Consider the following 25,086-nt stretch of genomic DNA (forward strand, 5'->3'; position numbering starts at 1 on the left):
CGCAGTGCGTTTGCCACCTCGAGTCTGCGGGCGCGGCATGCGGCAACCGCATCGGCCGCGTTTCGAAACGTAGCGCCCCGCGACTGGCCCTTCGACCGGTTCCGGGCGATGGCTTGCGAAAGGTTCGCCACCGGATAGTTCCGGTTGGGTTGACCGGCGGCATGAGCCGGTCTGCCGCAGAAAAGCAGCCGATCGCATCGATGGTAGTGCGCGATTTTGCCAATAACTGCGCCCCTTCTTTTTGCAGTTGATCACTTCCTCCTTCCGCAAATCGCAGTTTGCAATTTCTAAGATGACGGGCTAGCTAAGTTGCCACGAAGACAATATGTTGCGAATCCTGCGGCGGTTCGACGCTTGTATCCTGTGCCGCAAGGGTTCGCCGGTTTCGTCTTTCATTCGAAACCGTGCATTCAAGGGCTTGGCGGGGGCACAGTTATTCATGCAGAAAAGGGCAAAATACCGCTCGGAAAGCAAAGGTTCCATAATACCTAACGGCGTCGTGATCACAACCTGCTCCCATCGCAAGTCAGCGAAACCGACCCACGCTGCGACCCCGTCTTCACTGTCCCACGGAAATCAGTCGACCGTCGCTTCACAATGGATCACCAAGGTCGACGGCCTCCCTAGGTGCGGGGCGGCAGACAGTTTTTACGCCGGTCGCGCATTCGGTCTCGCTAAAGAAGCCGCTAATCTCTCGGCCGCGCGCTTCTACATTCTTTCGGCGGGCCTTGGCATCGTGCCGGGCTCTCGGCCGATACCCGCGTATGGATTGACGATTTCGCCGCGGCATGAACAGTCAGTTCTTCGAAAGATCCTCGGAGACTTCGATCCCGCCGACTGGTTTTCGAGCCTTTTGACGAGCGTTCATTCCGATGCGTGGAGTGATGTCGCTAGTGGGAAGTCCGGGCGCATTCTCATGGCGCTTTCACGACCCTACGCGGAGATGGTCGGGGCCAGTCTCGCCAACGCGCCACGGAGAATGCTCGAAAGGCTCAGAATTTTCGGCATTTCGCTTGAGGCCGCATTGCCGGCAAATTTGCACGCGGCCATCGTTCCCTATGACGAGCGCCTCAACGCAATCTTTCCCGGCACGCGTACGGATTTCGCCCAGCGAGCCATGCTCCATTTCGTCAGGTCGGTAGCGATAAAACCGAGCAAGGGGCGCGAGGACGACTTCGCAGCCGTGAGATCCTCGCTCAAGAGTCTGAAGGCGCCGCCCCAGGTCCAGCGTCCGCGATTGACGGACGAGGAGATTGTTGCCGTCATCAAGAGACGGTTGCGGATGCAGTCCGGTGCCGCGCGGATGCTGGCTGCTCTCCGGCATGAGGAGGGGGTTGCCTGCGAGCAATCCCGGTTCGGGCGACTATACCGCATCGCCGCCGCAAAGAAGGGGATGTGATGACCCGCCCGAAGAAGAGTGACGATCCAGTGCTCGCGGTCCGCGCGGTTAGAACCCGGCAAGCCGACAAACCGGTCTATGCCTTCTTCATGGCGGGCGCGGACCTGCTGAAGATCGCGGAGATCAGCCGCGTGCACCGCGACAGCGAGGGTTCATTACACGGCTTTCAGCGCAGGGGAATTAGGAGCCACGTGCAGGCCATCACAGATTTTCTGGATCAGGGCCCGGTCCTCTTTCCGAACGCGATCATCCTGGCCATAGCGCCGTCGGCGCGCTTCGTCCAATCCCGTGGCGAGCGTCCAGACGGCGACACCCGGATTTGCGAGTCAGGTACGCTTCGAATTCCGATGCCGCGCGATGGCGCCAAATGCGCCTGGATCGTCGATGGTCAGCAGCGCTCGATTGCGCTGTCTCAGGCCCAGAACAAAGCCTTTCCGGTGCCGGTCGTAGCCTTCGTCTCGGAAGAACTGTCGGTGCATCGCGAACAGTTCATTCTGGTGAACAAGGCGAGACCGCTCGATCCTCGACTTATTAACGAACTGCTGCCGGAACTGGACGTCGTGTTTCCGCGCGACCTGTCGGCGCGAAAGATCCCGAGCGAACTGGTGCATTTGCTGCAGACTTCGCACAACTCGCCGTTCAAGGGTTTGATCAAGCGCATATCCGAAGAGTCATCCGAAGCCGTGGTAACAGACACCACTCTGGTCAAAGCGATCCGCAATAGCATCAACGGCGCCCTTGGCGCCTTGGCGCCTTATAAGGCATCCGGCGGCACGCCGGCGGATGTCGATGCTATGTTCCGTCTCCTGGTCGGATTTTGGTGCGCGGTGCGAGACGTATTCCCTAACGCCTGGGGACGGCCTGCAACCGAGAGCCGATTGATGCATTCTGCAGGCATCGCCGCCATGAGCATACTGATGGATCGTGTGATGTCTCGCGCGGCGCCCGGCGCGGATCTGCGTCGACATGCCGCCGAGGCGCTCGGGCGGCTCGCTCCGCAATGCCGCTGGACGTCGGGTCGCTGGAATGAGCTTCAACGCGACTGGAATGAATTCCAGAATGTCAGCAAGGATGTCCGCATGCTGGCGGGCTATTTGGTCCGTCTCGATCACGCTCACGCATTCTCGAAGGTGGCGTGATGCGCTTCGTATTTGCCGATAGTATCGATACCATCGATCCCCTGTACGACTTCGTTGCCGACCGCAATGGCCTCGGCCGCCTGGTACATCGCGACGACCAATACCCGCACGAATTCCTGGAGAAGGCTCCGTACGACGGAATTCTGATCTCGCGAGCGATTGTGGGCGATGCAGCGTTTCCCGGAAAATATTCGGAAGCCCAGATGATGCGCTTCCGGCGTGAGGGGGCGAGAAAATTCCTGCGGTATCCGCTCGCCAAGTTTCCCGACAGCATGCTGGTGGGCGACTGCGGAGCGTTCAATTACAGAAATCTTCCAGAGCCGCCCTACCACGCGGATGATACCGCCGAGTTCTACGCAGACGCCGGCTTTACTCACGGCTGTTCTCCGGACCACGTGATCTTCGATTTCGACGAGGTCGGCCTCGTTCGCCGCTTCCGTGACGTGCCGGTCGACGTACGGCGACGCTTCGAGATCACCCAGCAGAACGCCGTCGAGTTTCTGAAGGTAGCCAAGAAGATCGGTAAGGACTTTACCCCGATGGGTGTCATCCAAGGCTGGTCGGCGGACAGCATGGCCGATGCCGCGATGAACCTCGTCAAAATGGGATATCGGTATCTCGCGATCGGGGGCACCGTGCCCCTCAAGATCGACCAGATCCAACGGGTTCTTTCCACCTTGAGGAGCGCGATCCCCTCACGCATCCGTCTGCATCTGCTCGGTTTCGGCAAGATCGAGGAGCTCGCGGTCCTCGAGCGGAACAAGGTGAACAGCTTCGACACCACATCTCCGCTGCTGCGTGCGTTCAAGGATGCGAAGAAGAATTACTGGGTGCGCAACTCTTCCGGTGAGCTTTCCTACTACACCGCGATACGCATCCCGCAGGCCACCGAGAACAACAAGCTCAAACAGAAGGCCTGCGAAGGCAGCCTCAATCAGGAAGTGGCCAGGCGTCTGGAAAGCGCGGCGCTCGAAGGCGTGCGCGACTACGCCGCGCGCAAGGCTGGTCTCGAGGAATGTCTCGACGCGGTGATGGACTATTGGGTAGCCCTCAACTGGGATGCGGATCCGTCTATGACGAGCCGGTCTCAGGCCGCCCTGCGGCAGCGCGAGGTCTATGCACGCACGCTTTCCGAGCGGCCCTGGGAAGGCTGTGATTGCCGCGTTTGCCGCGAAGCAGGCGTCGAGGCCGTCATCTTCCGAACTTCGAACCGCAATAAACGCCGCGGAATCCACAACCTCCACGTATTCCACACTCATCTGAACCAATTCCGCGAGGAACTCGCATGACCAAACAGAGATATCTGCACTTCGACGCCCTCGCGCCGATCCAGAGTCCGAATGTCAAGGTTTTTACCTTCGTGGCGAAGGCCGACGAAATATCCAAAATCGCGCGTATCGAGCGCGCCGGTCGCGATGAAGGCGGTGCACTTCAAGGCTTCCAGCGACCTCAGATCGCCGGGCATATTCGGGAGATTCGCGACTATCTGGAGAAGCCGAGTGCCATTCTCCCCAATCCGATTGTCGTCGCCTTCATGGGAAATGCGAAGCTCAAAGGCGGATCCGCCGGCGATCGTCGTCGCGAACTCGTCGTCGACACTGCCAACGGACCGCCGGGCTGGATCGTGGACGGTCAGCAGCGCTTCACTGCACTCTTAGAACTCCGCGGCCGCGACTTTGAGGTTCTCGTATCCGGCTTTCTTTGTGAAACCGAAGAGGAGCTTCAGAAGCAATTCATTCTCGTCAACAACACCCGTCCTTTACCGAAGGCGTTGGTCTACGAGCTTCTTCCGAAGGTGGGCGATCTGCCGCCCCGCATGTCCGGTCGTTCGCAAGCCGCTCTCGTCACGGAGGCGCTGAACTATCGGTCTGGTTCCTCGCTAAAGGGCATGATCAAGCAGCAGACCAATCCCAAGGGCTCGATCCGGGATACCGTTCTTCAGCGCGTAATCATGAATTCGCTAAGCGACGGCGCCCTGCGGCTCTACGCCAGCGAGGATCAGATGCTGCTCAAACATGGCGTCACCATGATGAGCGAATTCTATCATGCCGTGCAGCATGTCTTCGCCGACGATTGGATCGGCAAGACGCCCAAGACGTCGCGCCTCGTGCACGGCACGGGCATCATCGCGCTGGGCTACGTGATGGACTTTCTGAACGGAGCGACGGGTGCAGAATCGCGCGACGAATTCGCCCGCGGCCTGAAACTACTGAAAGGAAAGACGGCGTGGAGTTCAGGCGAATGGGACTTCGGCAGCGAGCGCCGCAGATGGAACGGGTTGCAAAACGTACCGGCAGACGTGCGTCAACTTACGCTGTATCTCACTCAGGTGCTGAAACGGCGCCTCGCGGGTTCGGTCAAGGCGGCGTGACGACATGAGATACGCCGTCAAGGAGATGTTCTATTCTCTCCAGGGCGAGGGACGCCATGCGGGGCGGCCCGCGGTGTTCTGCCGGTTTGCAGGCTGCAACCTGTGGAGTGGGCGCGAAGCTGATCGGGCGAGTGCCGCATGCAACTTCTGCGATACGGACTTCGTCGGAACAGACGGGCTGGGCGGCGGCCGCTTCGATGGGGCCGCCGCGCTGGCCGACGCGGTCGAGGGCATGTGGGGCGGGGTGGGCGGCAAGCGCTTCGTGGTTCTGACGGGCGGAGAACCACTCCTCCAGGTCGACGACGCTCTCGTGTCCGCTTTGCACGGGGCCGATTTCGAGATCGCGATCGAGACCAACGGGACGCTTCCAGTGCAGTCGCCCATCGATTGGATCACCGTGAGCCCGAAGGGCATCACGAACCTCGCTCAGAAGTCCGGAAACGAGCTCAAACTCGTCTTTCCGCAAGAGAACGTCGATCCCGCCTCTTTCGAAAATCTCGCTTTTGAGCACTTCCTGCTGCAGCCGATGGACGGTCCTCATCGGGACTTCAACATGGCGAGTGCGATCGCCTACTGCCTCGAACGACCGAAGTGGAAACTCTCGCTCCAAACGCACAAATACATGAGCATCAGATGATCTACGAACTTAGCAAGGAATTCCGTTTCGACTCGGCGCACACCCTGCATCGCACGGTCGACGTTGAGCCGAGCCTTAGGATCCACGGACACTCCTATAGGGCCGAAGTCGTTCTGCGCGGACAACCGGACGCGAGCACGGGAATGCTGATGGACCTGTCTTTGTTCGAGCAAAGTCTCGAGGAAGCACGTAATGGCTTGGATCACCGGTTCCTGGACGAGATCAATGATCTTGGGCCAGCCACCATGGAAAATCTGGCCGCCTGGATCTGGCGTAAGGTGAAGCCCATTTGTCCCAACCTTTGGCGGGTCACCGTCCGCCGGGACAGCGACGCCGGGGCCTGCAGCGTGTTCGAGCGGGAGGCCGCCTGATGTCGGGCAACACTGCCTTGGTGCTCTTTTCGGGGGGACAGGACTCTGCGACTTGCCTGGCCTGGGCTCTCGACCGCTTCGATCATGTAGAGACGATCGGATTCGACTATCGCCAGCGCCATCGCACCGAACTAGACGCAAGAGACGATTTCCGCCACGAACTGGAAACGATGTTTCCCTCCTGGGCTGCAAAACTTGGCACCGACCGCGTTCTGGATCTTTCCGTGCTCGGGGAGATCAGCGAGACCGCACTGACGCGAGACGTCGAGATCATCGCGGAAGCATCCGGACTGCCGAACACTTTTGTTCCCGGCCGGAATATCTTGTTCCTCACATTGGCTGCGGCCGTCGCCTACCGACGAGGACTGAAGCATATTGTGACCGGTGTGTGCGAAACCGACTTCTCCGGCTATCCGGACTGTCGCGACGACACGGTCAAAGCTCTGCAAGTTGCGCTCAACCTTGGTATGGAAAGCCGCTTTGTTCTCGAAACGCCGTTAATGTGGATAAACAAGGCGCAGACTTGGATGCTTGCCCATCGATTGGGAGGAACACCCCTTGTTGATCTCATTCGCAGAAGCACCGTGACCTGCTATCAGGGAGACATCGCGACGGTGCATGACTGGGGACGCGGATGCGGCGAATGCCCGGCCTGCAAGCTACGAGAACGTGGATTTACAGAGTTTGCTGAGTCACCAGTTGATTAGCACCCCGGTGAGCGAACTGAAGGCAACATCCTAATCTAGGAACACTGCGGATGACGACACATGTCAAGCCTCCCCATCTTGAGTCGAGCGCGCCTGCCAGCACTGAACCAAAGTCACCGGCTTCCAAATTGGTCACCCGGATTGGCCGTACCTATCGTTTCGAGTCAGCCCATCACCTCCCGCTCTTGCCGGACAGTCACAAGTGCAAGAATGTTCACGGCCACAACTATCGGGTGGAGGTGGTCATATCTGGCGCTTTGGATGCACGCGGTTTCGTGATGGACTTTGCTGAAATCGACGCGGAGATTTTGCCACTTATAAGAAAGGTCGACCACCGACTTTTGAACGAGGTTGAAGGCCTGGAAAATCCGACCGCTGAGGTCATTGCAACTTGGTTTTTGCAGCGGATCACCGGCTGCGAAAGCGTGAGAGTTTACGAGAACGACGATTGCTGGGCTGAGGTCAAGATCTCCTGATTATTCCAGATTGTCCAACACTGCTCTTAAGATGCTGGCAGTCCCTTTGCCGACAGCCCAAATCGGCTCACCCCTGGGTAAGGCATCCTTCACGCAATAGAACGCTTGGTGACTGCTGCTTTTCCACGCGAACACAAACATGTCCGAGGCTTTCGCTAGATTGGTCAGCCTTGTGGTGCAAACCAAGTCTGAATTGACCTCAATTCTGCAGCCAGGGAACATTCGCTCGAGCGCGTCCTTCGCACGGCTGCCCGCGCTCTCAGACAGAGTGTAGATGCCAAGCGTCTTGCCCGCGAGATCGGGTGACCGCGACGTGACGTTCTGAGTTTCGCTGGAGCGCCGAAGGGCATCGAGCGTTTCTGTCTCGATACCATAGTCTTTGGCCAGGAACTCCATCGGCAGTAGATCCTGCGGACGAAGTCTATGGGAGAACCCCCGCGCCTGTCCAAGTACCTGGACAAAGAAGCGGAGCCTAGCCTCGCGTGCGGACGCCGATGGGCTCGGCGCGATCGCCAACGCCTCGCAAATATCCAGGCTCCAAGGCAGATGCGCATACGAGCCGACACGTCGTTGCACATCTTCCAGGTCGCCAATCAATGACTGATAGTCGGCTTCAGACAGCCCGATTTCGAGAAGACGGCCAAGCAATTGAGCGAGCAAGTCCAGGTCTGTGCGACTGAGGACCTCCTCCATGGCGATGAGGAGAAACAGAATGTGGGCGATCGCGCGCAACGCGGGCGTTGGCGTACTTTCCTCAGAAAAAAATGCGGCCAAGAGATCCGGCACAGTCCGGCGGACCACGGCGGCCGCATCTCCGCTAGCACCGCCTATCAATTCGGCAAACGAGTTCGAGAGCTTTTCGTTTTCACGGAATGGCGCTATGTCCCAGCGGCTCACGGCATCACGTGCCTGGAGTTCGGCTGCCTTCAGATTACGGCCGCTAGAGATTTCTTTCGCCCAGCGCATCCAAGCAAGCGGATCCGCATCGACCGCTGCGGTCGGCGATTTGCTCGGGCGAAGGGCCTCTAACTTGGCCTGAACCGCGGGAGCGAGATTGCTGACAATGGCTGGAGCCGCATCGATGGCGCCAAGCAAGCGGCTCTTTGCCTCTTCAGTATCTATGAAAGTGACACAGAAGAGAAGCCGGCTGACCGATTTTCGACTGAGAGGCAGGACGAGAAAGAACTCAAAAGCTCGGTCATACTGCGCATCATCGAAAGCCGCTTCAGCCTCGGCTTCGGTGATCCCGTCATCCGCAGGTGCCTCTGATGCAGACGATAGCGCTTGCGCCCAGAGACCTTCTCGGTCGGTGTCCGGGAGAAGAGATAAGAGATTATGGAGGATACTGATGTCGGGTCGGGTTTGCAGGCTCTCGTGCAGTACAAAGGCCTTGATGACGCGCGGGGTGCGGATTCCGCGGCGGGACGCGAACAGTCGCGGATAGCGACCAGCAATTTGCAGTTCGAACGCCGGAAGGACCTGCGCCAGGGAGCCAGCCGCCTCCACTTGGTCAATATACGTGCGGTAAAGCGCCTCAATAACATCAGCGAGAACCTGAGGCGGCAAAGCGAGGTCCGACATCGTCGAAACCAGCCAATGATCCCGCGCGATCTGCGGCCAATAGCCAAGGCCTGCCTTGAGCCGGATATCGAGATAGCGCATATTCTCTTCGTTGAGCCGCCCGGTTGCCCGAAGTTCGGCAATCATCAACGCGGCGCGCGATTCATCCTGAGCAAGCAGGGCACGATCGAATTCTGCGCGGATGCTGCCGATCGGGCGAATGGTCTGCCTCACCGTCGGCGGGCGCAGTTGTAGCGTTTCGCCATAATCGGCGATCCGTGCTGCAATTCTCTCGTTGCTCTGAGGATCGGGCCCAGCAAACCTATGGACCATGCCGCCGAATCGACTGCGCATCGCTTTCGCCATTGCGTCGTTCGATTTGACCGGCACGACATGGAAGGTGCTCAAATACGCTGGGCCGAGCCAAGCCTCTAGTTCTGCGCCCAACTCTAAGCCGCCTTCTGCGGTTTGGGTTGTTGCGTACCAACCAGCAATTTTTCCATCACGAACGAAAGGCAAGAGAACCGGCGCGTGCGGATCAACTGCGAGTTTTTGAAGCCATGGTCGAACGTGATTGGCGATGGCGACCGGAGCAACCCCGTTTTGAAGAGCCTCCCAATCGACCCCATTCGGGGCGGTAAAGAACGTGCGGAGCCACGCGAGATCGCTGGGAGATAATCCTTCGATCATGCGCCGTCCCCGGCATAAGATTCAAAATTCAGCCGCGCTTCAGCGAGGGTCTTCAAGCTGGTGTCGTAGATGACCATCTCGTCGTTCAGTTCAAGCCCGTTGTAGGTCAAATTCATCGAGCCCGACAATAGACCGCGCTTGAGAAGCACGCCCTTCGTATGCAGATGCTGACGACGCACGACCGTGAGCTTGTCGCTCAGGCCCGCTTCAGCGGCGGCATCGGAGATTGCGGCGATCAGCGCGTCATTGTGCTGGTCGAAGCTCGTTGCAATACCTAAACGAGACCCACGCGCCATCAAGTCTACCGCAATTTCGACAAGTCGGATCTCGCGACTGCCCCAGTCGGGATTGACTGCGTCAAAGCCTCCAGCGCGGTTATCAAAGAGCACAACGTTGCTGATCCACGGGCTGACCAGCCACGCCCTATCGCGATCTGGTGCGAGCAACTCGCCGAGAAACATCAGTTGTAACAGTTCGCGAATAAGGTTCTGACTGGTTACCGCACTCTTGAAGATGCGCCGGGTCTCGAAAATCATTGAAGCGCCTCCGCGACATCGAGGTCGACCTGAAGGCTATCCGCCACACGACGAACGGCCTGGACGCGCGCGAAGACCGATAGATAGTTGGCCTGAACCGGATTGGTTGCAATGAAGCTCAAGGCGTCCGCAAGACGTATTGAAGAAGTCGTGGGGCAAGATAACGTCGCAGTACCGACATCGGCGAGTCGTTCCAGGCATCTTTCTTTCCAACCCGCTTCGTTAACATCGATCGCATACACGCCTTCTTGAAGGTAGGACCGCAGCAGGAGCGGTTCGGGCAATGGGAGGTCGACGTAGGGTGAGTAGAGCCTGAGGCCTGATTGCCGAATCTGCGCTCCGCGCGGCCAAAGCAGTCCATATATGACGCCAAAGCGCCATTGATCAGGATTTATGGTCGGTGCATCTATTCCTGCAAAGGCGAGCGCGGCATCGATATCACCCCGTCTCGCAAGTCGATAGGCGATGACGCGCGCGTCCAGTTCGACACCAAGGCGTTGCTCCTGCGCATCCCACTGCCGTATGGCTTCAAGGAAGAAGGCATCGCTTTCGGAACTCGATCCCGGTCGGAGAACTCTGTTCGCGAGCGCCACAATGAACGCATGGAATGTCGCAAAGCCCTCCTCCGCGAGAGATTGGCGTAGCGCGGTGAAGGCCCTGTAGCTTTCGTCCGCACCGTAGGCGCTGCGAAAGGCCTGGGCGGCCAAAGACACTCCACCATCGGTATCATTCTCGACAACAGTCTCTAAATATTGGCGAAGTTGAAAATCACTTAGCGAAAAGTCGTTGTCGCGTAGCGCCGCGGTCATCAGGTTGAAGAAGCGGCGGGGGTCCTCAGCATATTGACGGACCGCCTCCTCGATGTGACCGTTGCCTCCCGGTGCGAGTTCGCTGATCCACACTTCCGCGCCAGGCTCGCCAGCGAAGACGTCATCCTCCTCCCGAGGCCCCGCGTCGATGTCGACGACCAGAGCATCGCCGTCAATCTCCGGGCATAAGCTTAGGATCGCACTGAAAGCGGCCGCTCCAACCGTCGCAGTGAAGCGCCCGCGGAGCCACGGCTCCCAATCGGCGGCGATGGGAGTCCATAGAATCGCAGCTAGATCAAACAGGCCTGCATTGACTTTTGGATCGGCAAGAAGGGCTGCAAGGTCCTGGCGCAATCGATCTTGAACATTGGCTTGTGCATTGATGTCGTCGACCACGGCCGATTGAAAGAGGATATCGAGGGTCTGCTGTAGGCTCAACTCAGCAGTGCCTCCGGCCAGATTAGCCGCAGCCGCTTGCAAGCTGATCGACTTGGCGATTGCTTCGTTGCTGAGTGAAGCCAGCAGCAGATGCGCCAACCATTCTCGGGCGAACGGGTTGTCCACCCTCTCGAGGTACTCGCCGCGCAAGGCTTGGTCGTGGAAACGAGCCGTGCGCATTGCGCGGTAGCGAATATTCGATTCGTCACCGAGATCGGACCACATGGCTTGTGGAAAGCGCAGTCTGATGCTCATAGCATCAACCGCCAAGCTAAAGCCCAGCGCAGCCGGAGCCTCCCCCATTTCGAAGCTAAATTCTTTTACAAGGGTGGAGCCATCTTGAAAGTTGATTGTGGCGTCGCTAACGAGCGCCATGCGCCTTAGTTCGACGGGGCTCAAGCCCTGGTGCGTATGGAATCGCACGTCCGCAACATAGCGAGCCCACTGGCTGCCCTGCGGCGGCTCAAGAACGAGTCCTGCTTGACGTGCAACGATCTGGGTGCGCCAGCGCAGTCTGGCGTTGGAGGTATCGACAATGTTTGCAGGAGGAGGCTGGACCGCGATGACCCGCGGCCGGTACACCGGAACACGTTGTGGGCCCTCAAATGATTGAATGAGCCAATCGCCAAGTAAATCCGCCTGCACGTAAGGATCGAGCGCAAACTTTTGGGCACGATTCTGATCAGGTTGGGGGCACAGCCAGTGACGTTCGCGTCCATGGCTAAGACCGAACCGGCGAGACACCCGGCCGGCCGCAAACTCACGCATTGCCTGCGCGATTGGCATTGTGATCGGATCGGGCGATCCCGCGCGAGGCAAGGCGATCTGGACCTCGGGAAGATTCAAATCGCTAAAGAGATTGGCCGGCGCAAAATCGGGAAGCGGCGAATTTCGGATCTGGTAGTCTTCGCCGGCCTGGCCGTTGGCGCGCCAGGCGGTCTCGAGCCGGCGTAGCGCCGTTGGCAGGACTTGCGTGAGCAGCGGCCGTGGATGTTCCCATAGCAATGATTGCACCTCAGCCCGATCGAGACGCAACGCATTGGACAGGTACGTCGCATATCGCTCCTGCTCTGTAGCATCGATTAGGACACGCCGGATGACGCTCGCCAGGTGCGCCTGCCTTTCGCGTTGGTTCTGCGCTGATGCCGGCCCCGCCAAATTTGTCCAAACACTACCCCTTATGCCCGAACCGATCGTCTGACTGAGATAGTCGAGCGTTACGTAGACACCTTGGATGCGCTCGACATACCGATTACCAATTGGGAGCGTCCGGACGGGAACTTGGGGGTCGAAGAGAAGATCATAACCTTGGTATGCGATGCGGTCGCGACCGTAATCAGATAGAACCGCGACCGTCCACGGCCTCATTCGCCGCGATCGGCCAGCGCGACCTTTTCGCTGCAGAAACTGGGCGACGTCGACCGGCGCTTTATGCTGGATGACGCCGCCGACACGCGGATCGTTGAAGCCCACTTCTAGGGACGCGGTGGCGACGATGATGTCGAGATTGTTGCCCACCCCTGGGTCCATGGCCATGACCCGTCCGACGGACTTGCGATCAGTCGGCTGAAGGTTATGGCCGATCTCAACCGGCACTTCCCAGTCCTGCCCATGAAGCTTGCGCTGTTGGCTTGACATTGGTCTTCTAAGAACAGCAAGACCGCCATTTGGGTGGCGGGTCATGTCGACCGCACCAGTGTTCCGGCGGCCTTCTGCGTCGAGCATCGCGAAATACATTCGATTGATGACATCGATGTTGTCCGCAAACAGGAACAGACGCTCGCCGAGAATACCCTGGCTCTTCAGCGTATCGGGCGCATCGAGTATACGTGAAAGTAGCATTGCGGCTTGGATCGTGGTCGAGAGCAAAGCCGTGCGCGAAACCGGATCACCGCGAAGCGCGATCAGGTATTCAGCGCCTTCGGCGATCATATCGCCAACGCTCGGCGCGATCTCAAGGGAGACATGTTCGTTAAGGCCTGTCAGCCGTCCAAAGAAACGCGCGCCATCGGCAAGCGTAGCTGAAAGGCCAACGAAGCTCACCGGTTTGCCGAGAAGGTGACGCCAACGGCGGAGTAAGAAAGCAACCTGCGCGCCAGAGCCTCCGGAATATGTATGGACTTCGTCGAGGAGCATCATCTCGACCGGCCGTTGGCAAAGATCGCCGAGCCCAAATAAATGACGAATCCTGTCGTCTCCCATGCGCTGGTTAAGCATCTCCGTTGTCGTGAACAGAATGTCGGGGCTTTCTCGCTCAAGCCTGCCACGCGTCAGGATGATTTCGTCGCTCTCAATTTGCGTTCCGCATTCGAGGCAAGACAGGCGTTCGGTTCCCGTGCGACGGTCAGCTTCGCCCCAGACCATCTCCCCACTGCAATCATTGCGGGGGCACCGCAGATACTCACAGACAATACCATCCGCATGCAACCGCCATCCCTTGGCCTCATGGGCGGTGGCGGCGCTGTAGGGAGTCGGTCCGAAGAATGTACCGATCAGAATTTTGCGAAGGCCGCGCCCGGCGAGAGAACCATCGAGGCGCCGTGCCTGCGCATAGACTTCAGCAAACTGGTCCTTCAGCAATTCATTGCGCGGATAGAGCGCGAGGATTTTGACCCAACGGCTCGTCGTCGCGTCTCGCTGGATGTGGGACGCGACGCGCGCAAGCCCAGGCAGATAGAACGCCAGTGTCTTTCCGCTGCCCGTTCCCGCGCTCACCAGCGTTGCAAGCGACCTCGGACTTTCGAATCCTCCAAGGATGCGCGCCGCAGCGGCAACCTGAAACCGAGCAAGGGTAAACTTGGCTCCGTAGCTCGCTATAAGCGAAGCAATCGCCTGGCGGGCGTAACCATCGGACGTGGCCGGACTGATCGCCGCTAAGGCATCGCCGGCATTGATCGTGCGTTTCGGATAGCGGCGGCGGCGCCAGATAAAGCGAAAGTCTGCCACCAGCGTCGGTGCGCTTTGCCAACCCGTCAGCCCGCTGTGCTTTGGGAAGAGCTGCCGCAAGCGGAAAAACAGTCGTACAGCCTCTGCCATGCGCGAGCGGTATCGCGTACCGGGCGTCTCGCCAATATCGAACAGCAATGCTCGGATTTTGAGCACGTCGACCACTTCAGACGCGCGAACGAAGCTTGTTCCGTCAACGTATCGAGGATCGTCGAGCAGAGGATCTATGATATCGGCAATTTCCTCAGACGTTAAAAATCCGTCGACCAGCCCCCAGGTGAGGAGGCGCGCCTCTCGCTGCTCTATCTGATCGAGCGCTGCGAGGATGATGGCTTCATTCGCCATCATCCGCGCCCCGTCGCACTTACGCGGTAATTGTCAAAACTATCGTTTTCTTTAAGCCACTTCACAACCTCAGGCGTGAGCAGCGCTAGCGGCGCTCCGCTGACCGAGAGTACAGCCTCGAGAAACTGCTTTACCTCGGCAGGCACTGCAAAATCAAAGTTCTGCGCAACTGTTTCAAGATCTGTGGCCAGTTGTTTGACGCGGTCGATAGTTGCTCGATCAGATGGCAGTGTTTCGAATGTGACCTTGAGCCGGTCAAACAGCCGATGATAGTCATTGAAAGCGGTATCGTTTACCTTTGTCCGGGCAAGACGCGACCTGATGACCGCCGGTGTATCGCCGGCGAAAATCTGCTGACGATATGCCCGCCAAGCCGCCAGAACTGCCGAAGCGAGATCGCGTGATGCTCCATCGATTTCATCGAGCATCGATTTCCACGCCTGCCCCCTCTTCAGCGTTGCAGCCTTGGGCTGCGCGCGAAATCTTTCCAGGATGTTGCCGGCTCGTTTACGGGCGGCCAGCAAAGAGGCCGGCGGCGCCACTGCAATAGCCGCATCGACCAGCATGGCCTGGTTCTTTAAGTGAACGGCCAGTTTCTCGGCTCGCCCCGAGAGATCACCGCGTAAACCCTCAAGATCACTCGCTTCGGCAACGCTTGAGCCCATCATTTCGAGCCGAGCTAGTCGTTCCCGAAGCGCCGTTGCCCGGGCTGGCAGGGTTGTTGTCATTGGGCGACCTCCGCAGTCTGCTTAGGGCCACCGACAAGTTCGAGCAAAGCAATAATCTCACCGCAAAGCGCTTCGGGGTCAGCCTGACCGCGATCCGCCTCTTCTCGAGCGACGCTCTTGTCCGCCGCGGCAATAAGCGCGTTGGTGGAAACCAAAAATTCCATGGTGCGGCCGATTAATCCGAGATCGAGCGCACCAAGTGCGTTCAGCAGTTTAGGGATTTGCTCGCGATCGGCCTCCTCAACAATCGTGGCGGCCTTGGTGACGAGATCAACGATTGGGCTCGCCTGAAACTCGACAAGGCGCCGTTCGAAATCACGCAAGTTAGTCGTCCAGTCGGATGGGAAGCTTCCCGTTGCGCTGAGCAACCGGATAACTTCCTGAAGATCCGAAACGAACCCTGCTTTGTCAAACTTCTCGTCCAGGAGTTCGTTAATGCGAGTTCGAAAGTCGCGTAACTTAGCGACGATTTGCGTCAATTGTCCCCAAAGGCGGGCCTCACCAAGCGGTCGGACGAAGGCCCTGACTTCATCAGGTAGACGATCGACAGCCTCCGGAACTGCGTCGTCGGCAACGACCTCGAAAAGGCGCGCGATGTCAATTGCAAAGGCCTTTCCGCCGGTACCCTGAAAGCTTGCGACACGCTCCAGCAACTCGGATTGAAGGACGTCGCGAGCAGGCCTCGTACCGATGTAACCGAGTGCGCCGTCACGCACCTTGTCCCAATTGTCTTCGAAGGCCTGCCTTTCCTTTGGCTCTGGCTTTGCGAACAGAGCCGCGAGCGTGGCATCGACGCCTGAAGGACGAATAGGTGGCGAGAGCCCGGCGATGCGCGATTGAGTAACCAGTGATCGCGCAAGCGCGGCTGCTTCCGCTTTGGTGTCCTCGATAACGATCGGCGTCATTTGCGTAAGCAGATGATCCACCAGAGCCGCACTTGCGACATAGTCGTCGTCAGCCCCCGGATAAGTCCAACGCTTTTCCTTGGCGAAGCGGATCGCACCAAGAATGCCCGCACGCACCGTGCCATTCTCGTCGAGATGATCATCGCACAGATTTAGCTGGCGACCAGATTGCGGGTTACCTCGGGCATTGGGAATCATGATCCAGTTTGCCCTCAGATACGGCTCACGTATACGCAGACTGGGCCAGTTTACCGCGTCCTTCATCATCGCGAAGAGGGAGCTACGAACATCATTAGCGTCCTTCTGCGGGAGTGGTGTACCCGCGGCCCATGCTTCGAGCCTTGTTCGCCATCTCTCCATTTCGGGATCGGCGGTGGGGACGACCGCACGCGTCTGCCCCTCTCGGACCGTTTCCAATCGTTTGATCGGATTCGGCCCCGGCACATTGCCTCGCGACGGCTCGGGAACAAACGGAATATTTGCAATCTCGGCCGGCGTCGGCAGTCTGAAGGTTGTAAAGACTGCAGGCGGAATGTGCCCGATCGCCGCGACCTCTACGGGATTTCCACCCCAGACTGCCAGTAAGGTCGCGAGGCGCCGGCTGGTCTGATCGGCTTGATGGCTTTGACGGATCCAGTTAGCAATGGTGGCATTGGGGCGGAACTCTTGGAAATCTGGAGGCGGAAAATGACCCGCCTCATAGGACGGGCGCATCAGCAGCGTGTGGCGCAGAATTTCGTTGATGACACGGCGGGGATTGAAAATCAGCCTGCCGCCTTGGGACAAATGTCGCTCTGCGAGTTGTTCTATGGCATTCCGGTTGAAGGGAAACAGACAAACCCCTTTCGCGCTGAAGCCGAATGCAGGGACAGCGTCGCTGCCCTCATCGCCTAGGTCCTCATCACGCCATACCGGAATCCAATCGGCTAGCGATTGCTCGGATCCGCGCTGCTTGAATAGCCGCCGCAATTCCTGTTCGCCCAAGCGTGCGGCATTCAAGTAAGCGCCGACCATTTCGATCACGCCAGCTTTGATTTCCTCATCGCTTTGCGTCTGACCGCCGATAACCCATTCTCGCTGAGCGCGGGTTAAGATCGTGTCGCGGAAAGCGAGATAACCATCCGTGAGCGCGATCGCAGTTCGCATGGTCGCACGCACCTTCTTCCCTTCATATTCACCCTCTTGAATGCAGACCTTAAGAAGGACATCTTGTATGCCTGCGAGCGCCTGAAAATCCTCGATCAGCAATACGAGATCTTTGCCATCCTCAAAGAGGATCTTACGAACTGCCAGGATGATGTCCTGCAGCGTCATTCCCCCTGTGTTCTGCTCGAGCTGAAAGACATTCGCAATCGCCGGGTCGACTGCATCGTTCAGGAGGTCTACGATCGGCTTCAGGCGCTCGGGCGGAGCGATCGCGATTTGAACCTGATAGTAGTCTCGAACCTGCCTTGCTGCTTGGTTGAGGTCAATCTCGCGCGGCAGAATCAGGTCTTCCGCGGTGAATTGGGACAACGTCTCGTCGTCGCTTTCGGAGCGACCGCCAATCGCCCGAGAGACAAGACGCGTAAGAACATGTTTTATGAAATGTTGATCGAGGGCCGCATCGGAGAAGAGACGAGGCAGCTTCTCCGCATGACCAATCAGCGCCTTAAGATGCGTACGATTGGGATGCTCGCGAATTTCGGCGATCATGCGTTCCCGCCGCGCGCTGAGCGCGTTCTCCAGATGCGCGCGAAATGTAATGACAGCATCCTTAACGTTGACCTCGGCTACCGCGCGGTTCAGGTCCGCACTCGGTTTTGCATATCGAGGATCATTGGCAAGCGGTGCTAAGATCAACTCTACAACAGTACGCAGACTAGCGCTCTTTGGAATCCGGATGATATGCAACTGCTCGCGTTTGGGAGAGCGTTGCAACTGGGCGTCAAGCCAGCGGATGATATGCGACTTACCGACACCGGAGGGCCCGGTTATCGGCACGATCAGGGCGCCGCCAGGCACATCGTTGGTCAGAAAGGCTTCGAGCAGATCTTTCTCGGTCGCCGCCGTCGTGAGGTTGGTGCCAGCATTGCGCTGGACCAGCGGTGAGGGTTGATGGACGGCTAGCAAAACCGAAATGCCTGCGGTCTCAGCCTCATTCTTAATGCAAGCATTGACCGCGGCGGCTTGAGGCCAATAGTTCCTGAGCATCACTTGCCCTTTTTCGTCTGAATCCGGCGGATATGCGTCATGCTGCGCCAGGGCCGCTGATCCACACCTATCAGCATGATGCCATCTTCACTGTCGCTCTTCTTCTCAGTTGCAATGAGACCTTCTCGATCCAGGCGCTGAATCGCCCGTGAGAATGCCGTCGACAGATGCCCCTCGGCCGGGCGTATCCAACTCGAGTCCCTTAGCACCTCTTCGATCTTTAGCCGGTATGCGCCGCCATCCAATACAGGTAGCGCGGTTGCGGCGCGCTCGACAAAAGCAGGCGCCAGCAATGATTCGTCCTGGCCGAATATGCTAGGAAGTGCATCCCGCACCGCGTCCGTCGGATCGATCGTAACCTGTGCTCCGCCGCGGGCGAAACCCAGATAAAGCATCCAGGTGCGAAGCCCGTTCCAGCGCGTGTCGTTCTGCAGCATGCGTTTGGCGTCATCGGCGACTTGCGTGCTCTCGAGCGCGGCAACTCTTTGGTGAGAACTGGTATCCAGCGCGTAGACGTCTTGTGCCAGGATCCAAGAAAGACCACGGCTAAAATCCGCACTCCTGTTTTCCTCGGCCTCCCAGAAGCGGACGTTGTTGTCCGCCGCAAGAGCTATCTCCCGCGCGACTTTTGGAAGTCGCGCCTCTGCCACATCGGCGTTCCTGCCGAGAAATGATCTATACGGCTCACAGAGCTCAATGACACCATCTTTGGCCGCAAACAAGCCAAGTTCGGTCCACCTCGTTAGCGACTGGTTTAGGTGCTTGGGATCTACCGCGTCCAGTTCGGCTCCACACGCTTTGAGGAGTTCGCTTCGAGTCTTCGGACCGAGCCGCACGAGCGCGCGCGTCAGAACGACCAAGACGTTGAACAGTCCGTCGCTCGGCATATTGAGTATGCTCACGTTCGTGCCCCTAGCTTGAATTGGTCAAAAGAAAGGACATTGGTGCCGGTATCAGCAAGTCTGCGACCGGCGTGCAACGGATCGGGCGTAGACGCGGGCGCTAATACGACATGCAGTGGCCGATCGAGAAGAAGGATGTGCGACGGAACTGATCCGCCGCACAAGAGGGTGGCGCGTGGAACCCTATATGAGGATGGGCGAGAGGCTTCCTCCTCGATCGACTGCATGAACAGCATTCCATCGCTGGCTCTGGCGTGGAGCGATCCAAGTTCGGGGTTGCCTGTCTTGAAAGCGTCAGGTGCGGCGATCTCGCGGACTCCGAAAGTCGCGACGAGATCGCCGAGGATTTTTACCATCGACGATGAATCCATAGATTCTGGAACCGTCAGAATAATAGGCGCAGCAACATTGAGGTGCGGGAATTGCTCGCGGAAAAAGCCAGTGTCGCAAGGCACAACTCTTTCAATGCCATAAGCCAACGGCTCCAAGTAATTGAGATCTTTTCCTCCCACTTCACGGTGCACTGGGCATCCACCGCAAGCCGTAGAGACGATCAGAGTTCGCCCCGGCGTATGGTTGCGATAAAGCTGGTCGAGCAGATGCGACATTTCAGTCTTGCCGCCTAGCAGATCGTCGAGGAGTTTGCGGTTCAGAGCGGCTGCATTGAACGAGCGGGAGCGTTCATCGCGAATTTGCTGATCAAAGACCGACTTGTTGCGGTGTCCCGACTTGCGCACGCTGACGACTGTTTGCCTGAAATACCGTGCCCAATGTTCCTCATTGCGGAGGTCAAAGGCGGCCTCGGTCTCATCTTCAGCGCGGGATATCATCTCGGGCGGCCTCGATTCCAATTCGAGCATCTCTGCCCGGGCCATCATGATCAAGGTTCGCATATTCCAGGAGGCATTGTAGTCTGATTGCTGGCGCAGTTTTGGGGGCACGACGTCGAGATCAAGCTCGAGAAGACTGCCCATCGCGTCGAGGCTTTTGGCGTGTGCGAACATCGTCGACCATCGTTCGAATGCCAAATCCTCACTAATTAGAGCGGGAGCACTCAAACGGTCTGCCATCTCGCGGTCCGCTTCTGAATAAAGCAGGATGGACGCCGAGGGCCGGCCGTCGCGCCCGCCGCGGCCCACCTCTTGGTAGAAGCGGTCGAGGGTTTCGGGTACCGCGGCATGGATGATCGTGCGCACATCGCGCTTGTCGATGCCAACGCCGAAAGCAGAAGTAGCGACGATCCCGTCGATTGCGTTGCGTGACCACTGATCGATGATCCGCCGCCGGTCGGTGTCGCCGGTCTCGCCGTGAAAGCATTCCGTCCGCGAAAAGCCTTCACGTCGCAAAATCGCCAGCCACCGACGCGCATCGTCGCGTTTGGTCACATAGAGAATGAAAGGACGTGGTGCGTGACGGACTACCTCAAGGACCTTACGGTCCTTGATTGCATCTACATTCTCGCGGTGGACCCAATATTGCGGTTCAGGACGTAAATGAATGGAGGCGACCATCTGGACGGCATGAGACGGGCCGAACAGCGCGTCAATAGTGTCAATGGTGTCTGAGGTCAGCGTGGCTGACATGAGGATAGTTCGGAAACCAGGACCCTCGCAGGCATTGAGCAAGCCGCGTCGGACGCCTGCAAGCATCTGGAAGGCGGGCCGGAAGCCGTCACCCCATTGGCTGACGAGATGGGCTTCGTCCAAGACGAGGTAAGAAAGCAGTCCGTTTCTCGCGGCGTCGTAGAGCGCAGGCAGCAGCGCCCCAGTCACAGCTTCGGGTGAACAATAAAGAATGCCCTGCCGACCCTCGCGGATTGCCGATTTGATGCTCAAGCGCGCGTCAGCAGTCAGATTGGCGTGCCAAGCAAGCTCAGGAATCTCACGTCGTGGGTGGCGCGCCCTTAGCAATTGGGCCATCTGACGCGCTTGATCGAGAACAAGCGCTGTGGTTGGCACGACGCAAATAGTCAGCCCGCCTTCAAGGCCCCGAACCAGCACTGGTGCCTGGGCGACGAGGCTTTTTCCCGATCCTGTTGGCAGTGAGACTATGAGCGTTTCGCCTGAAGGAAGAAGGAACGCACTACGCACAGCTTCGCGCTGACCTGGGGAGACGTATGTTCCAAATCCACTAGCTTCGGCGAGAAACGGATCGATCGGCCGTTGCCAATCGAGCCGCACGTCGGCCTCGCCACAAGCGTCGTCGAATAATGGGGTGTCCGTCTCAGCCATCCAAGAGGGCGACCAAGGCAGCGCTTCGATCAGGAACTGGCCGGTTGCAACGGGTTGCGCGCGAATTCCGAATTCTGCCCAGCGATCGCGGTTCGGCCATTCGCCTGTCGAGGGGATGCGTAACCTCGCCATGTTCATTGTCTGGATCGAATGGCGGCGCAGCACATGCCGGAGCAGCGGCATGAGGTCCCCCATCTGAACTCGCTCGCCGTCAGAGATCGCGCGTTCGAGTATCTGGCGAATGCGATCGAACACCCCGTCCGAACTGCCGGCCGGCAGGGCTCGGGATGGCCATCCGGCGAGGGTATCGTAGAGCGTGTCAAAGGTGAGCATTGGGCTCACGCGCGGCATCAAGGACAGCACTGGCCGCCCGATCACCTGAAAGAAAACAGGCAAGTATTGCATCGACGCGAATACTTGGTTCACGAATGCCGTCGATGAGACTTTGGGAAAGGGATTGTTCGAGCGTCCACTCAAAGCTGTCCGCGGTGCTGTCGCCTCGTTCGGCGCGGGCGCGCAGCTGGCCGAGGCGAGCGCGGTCTAACTGCGTGGCATGGCCGACGGCGATGTCGAGGCTCGCGGTAAGAGACGGAAGGTCCCGCAAATAGGCCTCCGCGCGGATGCGAGCCTTGGCGCATAGGTCAGCCCAGTGCTCCAGCTGCGGTACGTCGAGCTTACCCATCTGTTGCCAACGCTTGGAGTTTAGGTTGAAGTCGCGGTCGCCCTTCTTATCTACCTCGGGGCGATAGGCTAACCCCAGCCGCTCAAGCGTTGCGATATCCAGAACGGGGTTAAGCTCTTGATCAAGCCAGACGGTTTGAAAGAACGGTGGGAGAAGCATATCTCCGCGACGAACGATGGAAGCGGCGGAGGCGTCCGTCCGCCGATCCGCACCGGCGAGAACATTGCATGAGCGTTCAACATCAGCCTCCACGACGAAGTCGAACCGAAAGAAGAGGTCAGCAGTTCCGTCACTCCGGTAGTCCGACATCTGCCGCCAAAGGCCGGTTGAGCGGCCACGATCGTCCGCTTGCGCTACCTCCCACATCCCGGTGAAGAAAGGGTCCCCATAGCGCAGCAGGCGCGTGGCGACCGCACGACCCTGCCTACTGAGCGCCGTTCGCCGGCGATAGGTAAATGGTACCGTCCGCACCATGCGGGCGAGATGCGCGGCCGGCGAGACATCTATGGAGGACTGACAGCTTTCATAGAACGTCTCGAGCGGAACGAGTGTGTGGCGATTCGCCGTAAGGTAACGGTAGCGGAAGAGCTCGACTCCTTTGCCCTCAGCAGGTTCTGGTATACGAGCAAATTGCAGCGTCCCCTCAATCCAAGACGAGGCATCGCCCTCGATCGCCTGCCAATCATCATCGACGTCGGTCAGGGTTTCCAACATGCCGCTTGGTGGGGTACCAAGCGCGTCCAGAGCGTCTTGTTCATCGATATTGCGAATTTCGCGCTCGATGACACCGTCTTTGCCCGCACTTTGCGCCGTGAGATCCACGAGTGCTTCCGTACCTTCGGCGAAAAGCGATTCCGCCAGGCGGCGAGTCGTATCTTCGATAAGATACTGAAGGCTCGCGACAGAACGGTCGAAGACGCGCAGACCGGTATTAAGATAGTCAATCCAGGCCCCCTCGATTGGGTTGTCACAGCAATTTAAAACGATCGACTTGACCGCATCGCCCGAACCGTAGCGATCGGCGCGGCCAAGCCGCTGCTCGATCCGGTTAGGATTCAGAGGCAGATCAAAGTGAACGACGATCTTGCGGCCACCTTGGAGATTGAGCCCCTCTTCAGCGCGATGATCTGCGACCAAGATCGGACGGCTCGGATCAAGATTGAAGGCCAGCCAATTATCGCTTCCCGGATCGTGGCGATCGACCACGACTTTCAACCGATTTGCCAATGCTAACGCGAGCGCATCAGCGGTGCTTGCGTCGGAACAGAAAATCACAAACTGCTGTCTGGGCGCGAGAAGCGCTCGCAAATTCTCCACCAGAGCCGCGCAGCGTGCCTCGAAATAGTCGCCGCTTCCTAAGCGCAACAGCACTCGTCCAAAGAGATCGGGTCCGGAGGTTATGTGCACTTCTTGCCTGAGCAATTCAACCGCGCCCCTGTTCTCATGGGCATACTCAAGTATTTGATTGAGGATTCCACTAAAGACGTGCACCCGATCACTACGGACCGAATCGTTCTCAGCGCCGAATATGCCGCCCACTTCTGTGATGCGCCAGTCTTCGAATGCCTCGAACAACCGATGCACTTCCGCAGACGCATAGTTTACGATCATCAAGCCTGAGCGATCAGGCGTTAGCCCGGCAACACTGCGGCGCCTATGCCGCAAGATGCGTCGATGGAGGCGATAGGACTCGCTGAGATGAGCCCTCACGCGGCCTACGGCCTCGACCAAAGCGGGGTCATCCTCAGCCGGCATCTTATCACTTATGGCGCGCAGCGCTCGCGATTGCTCCTGCAGCAACTTGTCGTCGGGAAACATCTCCGCCAAACAATCGAGCGGGTGATCAAGATAAAGCACGTTTTCAGGTGTGAGACCCGCGACGATGCCGGCGAGCGCCTGCCGATTTTCGACGCGAAGCCGAAATCCCTCTAGATCGGCTAGCTTGTAGGTGTCGTGATCCAGGAGATGAAGCATCTCAAGAAAGCCGCGCTCATTATGGAGCGCTGGTGTAGCCGAGAGCAGGAGAACACGTTCGATCTTGGGGGCCGCGGCAGCAATGTCGTCATACAAGCCACCCGGATCAATCGTTGGACGATGGCTGGTCAGGTGATGAGCCTCATCGATGACTAGCATGGCGGCCTTGCCAAGAAGAGGCTGTATTCTGTTCCTCTCGTTAAACCCCAAGACATGTATCGTTCTGTCGAGAAAGCCCCCTAGGAAGAACTTCGACTCGAGTTCTGATCGCCATTGTCGAACGAGCGCTTCGGGCACGATCACCAGAACGAGCGCGCGGTCGCCTGCATCTAGGATGCACTGACGGATCAAAATCCCCGCTTCGACCGTCTTGCCGAGGCCGACCTCGTCAGCAAGTAGGTAGCGCTGTACTGGATCTTGCAAGATGCGCCGAACCACTTCGATCTGATGTGCTTCAAGCTCCACGGCGGACGAGGCCAGCGCCGACATCCCCATAGCAGCAGCGCGCTGAGCGATCGCGGTCCGCACAAACCTCCTCCGGCCTTCGACAAACCTCGGCGTTTCGCTAATCTTGGCACCGAGAAATGCCGTCGGGTCCTCGATCGCACGGCGACACCGCACGAAGACGTCCGACACCTTGAGATATCTGGAAACTCCATTGGGGAACCGGATGAATTGCTTGTCGCCATGATCGTCGAGAAGGCGTCCGATCTCCCAAGCACCCAACACATCATTGAAATGGTAAATGCGAGTCTGCTCGGGTAGGGTCACGGCTTCAATAGCGTTGACATCCAAGTCGAGGACGATCGGCTTAGAGACCGGAGCATCAAAATACTCGACGGAGCAACGTTGCCCGTTGGCATTGAGCTTTTTTCCGATGCCGAGCGATGCCCCCTCGCCCTCCCTAACACGTACGAACACAATTCCCCCGTGCGCCTTCAATCTTTTTGTTTCTTATACGCGAGTCGAGGCCCTAAGCCAGTCCAGCAAAAGTCGTAAGTCCGTCAATATAGGTCCGGATCTGGCAGCCAGTTGCGAACAGCTGGC

16 protein-coding genes are annotated in these 25,086 nt (G+C 58.4%); 8 read left to right on the forward strand and 8 right to left on the reverse strand.

Annotated elements, in window-relative coordinates; translation table 11 throughout:
• Positions 1-325: 325 nt before the first annotated feature.
• From WN73_RS22335 to queD, 8 genes are read left to right on the forward strand one after another with little or no spacing between them, the layout of a single operon-like run.
• On the forward strand, positions 326-1,399 hold the full coding sequence (locus WN73_RS22335; protein ID WP_271554809.1) for a hypothetical protein: 1,074 nt from the start codon (positions 326-328) through the stop codon (positions 1,397-1,399).
• Complete coding sequence (dbpB, locus tag WN73_RS22340; RefSeq protein WP_271554810.1) at positions 1,399-2,538, forward strand: DGQHR domain-containing protein DpdB; 1,140 nt, start codon at positions 1,399-1,401, stop codon at positions 2,536-2,538. The genes WN73_RS22335 and dbpB (WN73_RS22340) overlap by 1 nt, the downstream gene beginning before the upstream one ends.
• On the forward strand, positions 2,538-3,827 hold the full coding sequence (gene dpdA / locus WN73_RS22345; protein WP_271554812.1) for a tRNA-guanine transglycosylase DpdA: 1,290 nt from the start codon (positions 2,538-2,540) through the stop codon (positions 3,825-3,827). Before dbpB (WN73_RS22340) ends, dpdA begins: the two co-directional genes overlap by 1 nt.
• Positions 3,824-4,909, forward strand: a complete 1,086-nt coding sequence (gene dbpB / locus WN73_RS22350; RefSeq protein ID WP_271554814.1) for a DGQHR domain-containing protein DpdB — start codon at positions 3,824-3,826, stop codon at positions 4,907-4,909. The genes dpdA and dbpB (WN73_RS22350) overlap by 4 nt, the downstream gene beginning before the upstream one ends.
• A 4-nt stretch (positions 4,910-4,913) precedes the next feature.
• Positions 4,914-5,546 (forward strand): 7-carboxy-7-deazaguanine synthase, encoded by a 633-nt coding sequence (gene queE / locus WN73_RS22355; protein ID WP_271554815.1) that lies wholly within the window; start codon positions 4,914-4,916, stop codon positions 5,544-5,546.
• Positions 5,543-5,917: a 6-carboxytetrahydropterin synthase gene (locus WN73_RS22360; protein ID WP_229158514.1), complete on the forward strand. Its 375-nt coding sequence runs from the start codon at positions 5,543-5,545 to the stop codon at positions 5,915-5,917. Before queE ends, WN73_RS22360 begins: the two co-directional genes overlap by 4 nt.
• The gene (gene queC, locus WN73_RS22365) at positions 5,917-6,624 is read left to right on the forward strand and encodes a 7-cyano-7-deazaguanine synthase QueC (protein WP_271554817.1); all 708 of its coding nucleotides are present in this window, start codon (positions 5,917-5,919) and stop codon (positions 6,622-6,624) included. Before WN73_RS22360 ends, queC begins: the two co-directional genes overlap by 1 nt.
• Positions 6,625-6,674: 50 nt before the next feature.
• On the forward strand, positions 6,675-7,100 hold the full coding sequence (gene queD / locus WN73_RS22370; protein WP_271554819.1) for a 6-carboxytetrahydropterin synthase QueD: 426 nt from the start codon (positions 6,675-6,677) through the stop codon (positions 7,098-7,100).
• Here queD and dpdD read toward each other — a convergent pair whose 3' ends face one another.
• Genes dpdD through dpdE form a run of 8 tightly spaced genes read right to left on the reverse strand, consistent with a single transcriptional unit; the run spans position 7,101 to position 24,981 of the window.
• A complete protein-coding gene (gene dpdD, locus WN73_RS22375) occupies positions 7,101-9,350 on the reverse strand; it encodes a protein DpdD (RefSeq protein ID WP_271554821.1) in 2,250 nt (749 codons plus the stop codon).
• A complete protein-coding gene (gene dpdK / locus WN73_RS22380; protein ID WP_271554823.1) occupies positions 9,347-9,886 on the reverse strand; it encodes a phospholipase D-like domain-containing protein DpdK in 540 nt (179 codons plus the stop codon). The genes dpdD and dpdK overlap by 4 nt, the downstream gene beginning before the upstream one ends.
• A complete protein-coding gene (gene dpdJ, locus WN73_RS22385) occupies positions 9,883-14,427 on the reverse strand; it encodes a protein DpdJ (protein WP_271554825.1) in 4,545 nt (1,514 codons plus the stop codon). The genes dpdK and dpdJ overlap by 4 nt, the downstream gene beginning before the upstream one ends.
• Positions 14,424-15,152 (reverse strand): hypothetical protein, encoded by a 729-nt coding sequence (locus tag WN73_RS22390; RefSeq protein WP_271554827.1) that lies wholly within the window; start codon positions 15,150-15,152, stop codon positions 14,424-14,426. Before WN73_RS22390 ends, dpdJ begins: the two co-directional genes overlap by 4 nt.
• Complete coding sequence (gene dpdH / locus WN73_RS22395; protein ID WP_271554829.1) at positions 15,149-18,250, reverse strand: protein DpdH; 3,102 nt, start codon at positions 18,248-18,250, stop codon at positions 15,149-15,151. Before dpdH ends, WN73_RS22390 begins: the two co-directional genes overlap by 4 nt.
• Positions 18,250-19,152, reverse strand: coding sequence for a protein DpdG (dpdG, locus tag WN73_RS22400; protein ID WP_271554831.1), 903 nt, complete (start codon positions 19,150-19,152; stop codon positions 18,250-18,252). The genes dpdH and dpdG overlap by 1 nt, the downstream gene beginning before the upstream one ends.
• A complete protein-coding gene (gene dpdF / locus WN73_RS22405) occupies positions 19,149-21,716 on the reverse strand; it encodes a protein DpdF (RefSeq protein WP_271554833.1) in 2,568 nt (855 codons plus the stop codon). The genes dpdG and dpdF overlap by 4 nt, the downstream gene beginning before the upstream one ends.
• On the reverse strand, positions 21,703-24,981 hold the full coding sequence (gene dpdE, locus WN73_RS22410) for a protein DpdE (RefSeq protein WP_271554835.1): 3,279 nt from the start codon (positions 24,979-24,981) through the stop codon (positions 21,703-21,705). The genes dpdF and dpdE overlap by 14 nt, the downstream gene beginning before the upstream one ends.
• Between the last annotated feature and the right edge of the window lie 105 nt (positions 24,982-25,086).

This window comes from Bradyrhizobium sp. CCBAU 45394 (assembly GCF_028128655.1).
In the GTDB taxonomy this organism is placed as follows: domain Bacteria; phylum Pseudomonadota; class Alphaproteobacteria; order Rhizobiales; family Xanthobacteraceae; genus Bradyrhizobium; species Bradyrhizobium diazoefficiens.

Excerpts from the sequence above, each read along its gene's own strand:
- WN73_RS22335 (WP_271554809.1), top strand. The coding sequence starts at position 326 with ATGTTGCGAATCCTGCGGCGGTTCGACGCTTGTATCCTGTGCCGCAAG.
- dbpB (WP_271554810.1), top strand. The coding sequence starts at position 1,399 with ATGACCCGCCCGAAGAAGAGTGACGATCCAGTGCTCGCGGTCCGCGCG.
- dpdA (WP_271554812.1), top strand. The coding sequence starts at position 2,538 with ATGCGCTTCGTATTTGCCGATAGTATCGATACCATCGATCCCCTGTAC.
- dbpB (WP_271554814.1), top strand. The coding sequence starts at position 3,824 with ATGACCAAACAGAGATATCTGCACTTCGACGCCCTCGCGCCGATCCAG.
- queE (WP_271554815.1), top strand. The coding sequence starts at position 4,914 with ATGAGATACGCCGTCAAGGAGATGTTCTATTCTCTCCAGGGCGAGGGA.
- WN73_RS22360 (WP_229158514.1), top strand. The coding sequence starts at position 5,543 with ATGATCTACGAACTTAGCAAGGAATTCCGTTTCGACTCGGCGCACACC.
- queC (WP_271554817.1), top strand. The coding sequence starts at position 5,917 with ATGTCGGGCAACACTGCCTTGGTGCTCTTTTCGGGGGGACAGGACTCT.
- queD (WP_271554819.1), top strand. The coding sequence starts at position 6,675 with ATGACGACACATGTCAAGCCTCCCCATCTTGAGTCGAGCGCGCCTGCC.
- dpdD (WP_271554821.1), bottom strand. The coding sequence starts at position 9,350 with ATGATCGAAGGATTATCTCCCAGCGATCTCGCGTGGCTCCGCACGTTC.
- dpdK (WP_271554823.1), bottom strand. The coding sequence starts at position 9,886 with ATGATTTTCGAGACCCGGCGCATCTTCAAGAGTGCGGTAACCAGTCAG.
- dpdJ (WP_271554825.1), bottom strand. The coding sequence starts at position 14,427 with ATGATGGCGAATGAAGCCATCATCCTCGCAGCGCTCGATCAGATAGAG.
- WN73_RS22390 (WP_271554827.1), bottom strand. The coding sequence starts at position 15,152 with ATGACAACAACCCTGCCAGCCCGGGCAACGGCGCTTCGGGAACGACTA.
- dpdH (WP_271554829.1), bottom strand. The coding sequence starts at position 18,250 with ATGCTCAGGAACTATTGGCCTCAAGCCGCCGCGGTCAATGCTTGCATT.
- dpdF (WP_271554833.1), bottom strand. The coding sequence starts at position 21,716 with ATGCTCACCTTTGACACGCTCTACGATACCCTCGCCGGATGGCCATCC.